This is a genomic window from Allobaculum sp. (genome assembly GCF_047010065.1).
Taxonomy (GTDB): domain Bacteria; phylum Bacillota_I; class Bacilli_A; order Erysipelotrichales; family Erysipelotrichaceae; genus Allobaculum; species Allobaculum fili.
This window is the reverse complement of the sequence record NZ_JBKXLD010000160.1, coordinates 1-2563: the sequence shown is the minus strand read 5'-3', so window position 1 is coordinate 2563 and position 2563 is coordinate 1. Positions and strand designations below refer to the sequence as shown.

Here is a 2563-nt window from a genome sequence, read left to right as displayed (position 1 = left end):
ATCCGACCGTATAGTTTAGCTGATTGGGAAAGTTCTATTCAAATAAACTCAATCCTTGTCCTTGTTTCTCCCATGGCGCACTGATCCGCTGCAGCAAAATCCACTCGATCTTTCCCACGTACAATTATTCTCCTCCAATCAGGGGTAAACGGGCAGGCAGAAGGGAATTTTTTGCGGGGATTCTAAAATGGAAGAGTAAGGGGGCATTTTATGAAAATCAACTGGTCCGCCGATCTGATTCATTTTCTTCAGACGGCCTGGATTCCCATTGTGGAAGTGACGGCTGGCATTCTGATCGGACCGCGCGTGAAAAAGATGATCGTGAAAGCCGCAGATAAGTCGCAGGATAAGGGGCTGATGACGTTTCTGGGCTCTACAGCCAATATAGCGATCATCGCTTTATCGTTCATTATGGCTGCCGAAGCTTTAGGTATTAAAGTATCGAGCATTGTCTCGCTCGTATCGGCTTTAGGTCTTGGCGTTGCACTTGCCTTAAAAGGCAATATGGCCAATGTTGCGGGTGGCATTCAGATTCTGGTGACAAAACCGTTTAAAATCGGGGACTACATTCAGGTGGCCGGCCATCGCGGGTATGTCACGACTATTGAACTCATGTTTACAACGATTCGTACCGACAATCAGAAAGAGGCGGTTATCCCGAACGCCACCATTGTAGAAGATACGATCACAAACTATACCAAATATCCATATGTACGTGTAAAAGTACCCTTCTCCGTCGCGGTTGGCAACGATATGACAAAAATCCGCACGGAGGCGCTGGAACTGATGAAGCAGAATACGCTTCTGGAAAAAAGCCAGCCCTGCTACATTACCGTTCGGGAGATTTCTTCCGGCTATGTGACCATGGAAGCCATTGGCTACGTCCAGGTAAAGGACCATGAACTTTGCAGCCATCAGCTGGCTGAAACGTTTGCGCTCAATCTTTCGATCTATAAGCCGCAGCCCGCTTCCATAGAAGAAGTCGAACTCGTTCACAAAGAGAAAGAGACGGAAGAACAAAGCGATAAGACCGATTCCAAAGCAAGTGAAACCTTCAGTCCAGAAACGCAATTCGAAACGCGTCCAGAGCTGCATCCAGAGACAGTATCTTACGCGACTGTAGAAAAGAAGGCATCTTCTGCATCCACCGCTTCTTCTGCCGCTGCAGTCTCCTGCAGCGGCGCGCCCATTGGCCAGTCCGCTGCTTCTCTGAAATCAGGCAAATCAAAGTCAGGCAGCAAATCGCAAAATGGATCGGGGCCCTCTTCCTCTTTGTCCGCAGCCGGAAGCAGCTCCAGCGACGAAACGAAACCCGGCAACTGAACCGATCGGCCAAACGAACTGAACCGATCTTTTCTCCAATATAACCGCTTAACCCTCTTCGAAATTCAGGAAGAGGGTTAATTTTTTTGGCAAAAAGAAAAGACTCCGCCTTCTTAGCCGGGATGATTCCGGAATCGAACAGGAGTCCTGATGCGTGAGCCATTGCGCTCGCGCGCCGACTCGTGAGGGATAATGGGCAGAAGAATGAGGGACTTCTTCTATCCGGTCTGTAACAGCGCCGCAAAGTGGTCAGCCATTGCGGCCAGATTTTCATCTGTTCTGTTTACGTGTTTCATTGTAAAAAGAAGCCGTATGCATGCCAATTTGAACGCTTGAATCGTTTTGGGCAGTCCATAAAAAAAACAGGGAGGACTCCCTGCTTTTTATAGATCATTTGTGATGGAGAAATCTCTGGACTTAGTAGTCGACTTTGAGAATCTGTCGATAGCCTAAAGACGGCGAATTGATATTGACGGTAATTCCATTGTGGAGTTTGGACGCGAAATCTGGAACGGAATCCGGCGCTTCAAAGAGAATCGAAGCAGAAACTTCCTGCTGCGGTCCGAGATAGAACAGCTCATAGCCGTACGCCTGTGCGCGAATGCTTTCGGTTTTTGCCGGCAGACCTTTATCGGTAAACGCGTACTGTTCGATCTGCTCCTGACTCATTGCCCGGAGCTCGTCGGCGTTGGCCATACCGGAGAAATCGTAGCCGTCGATCGTGCAGATCGGGGAAAGATACGGAACAACCAGGCGCTGATCCGTTTTATTGCGGTAGTTAATTTTCAAGCCTTCGATGATCGACTTTCCGTTTTCATAACGATAGGAAAGCTGTGATGCATCCACATCAAATTCGTAATATTCATCTTCATAAATCGTGAATTTCTTTTCATCGGAATTCTTGATTTTGGAATCATCGATTTTACGGATGCTTGTGGACGAGAACGGAAGGAAAGTATCATCCTTTTCGATGTAAAGACCAAGGTTTCGATCTGACGTTTTGGGAACGCCGATATAGCCGTAAATGTACGTCGACAGGCCTGGCTGAACATCGTTGGTAACGATCGTCTTGAACTGATCGATCGGATTGATCGTTTTGAAGTCATTGCTGTTTTTCGCCCGCAGCGAATACACCAGGTTGCTCATGTGATAGACGGAATCGGAATTATTGTCTACGCCGGCCAGAAAGTAGAAAAAGACTGTATTGGCCGACTTGTTATCGACTTCGAGCACATCTACC

At 47.7% G+C, this 2563-nt stretch carries 2 protein-coding genes; one reads left to right on the top strand and one right to left on the bottom strand.

Features of this window, described 5'->3' with window-relative positions:
• Positions 1 to 210: 210 nt before the first annotated feature.
• Positions 211 to 1323: a mechanosensitive ion channel family protein gene (locus ACLUYS_RS09810; protein ID WP_412659780.1), complete on the top strand. Its 1113-nt coding sequence runs from the start codon at positions 211 to 213 to the stop codon at positions 1321 to 1323.
• A 417-nt stretch (positions 1324 to 1740) separates the two neighbouring features.
• Here the strand turns inward: ACLUYS_RS09810 and ACLUYS_RS09805 are convergent.
• Positions 1741 to 2563, bottom strand: an 823-nt coding sequence (locus ACLUYS_RS09805) for a hypothetical protein (RefSeq protein ID WP_412659779.1), incomplete at its 5' end; no start/stop codon positions are given.

What these genes read in the sequence shown, in the direction of transcription:
- ACLUYS_RS09810 (WP_412659780.1), top strand. Translation starts at nt 211, where the DNA reads ATGAAAATCAACTGGTCCGCCGATCTGATTCATTTTCTTCAGACGGCC.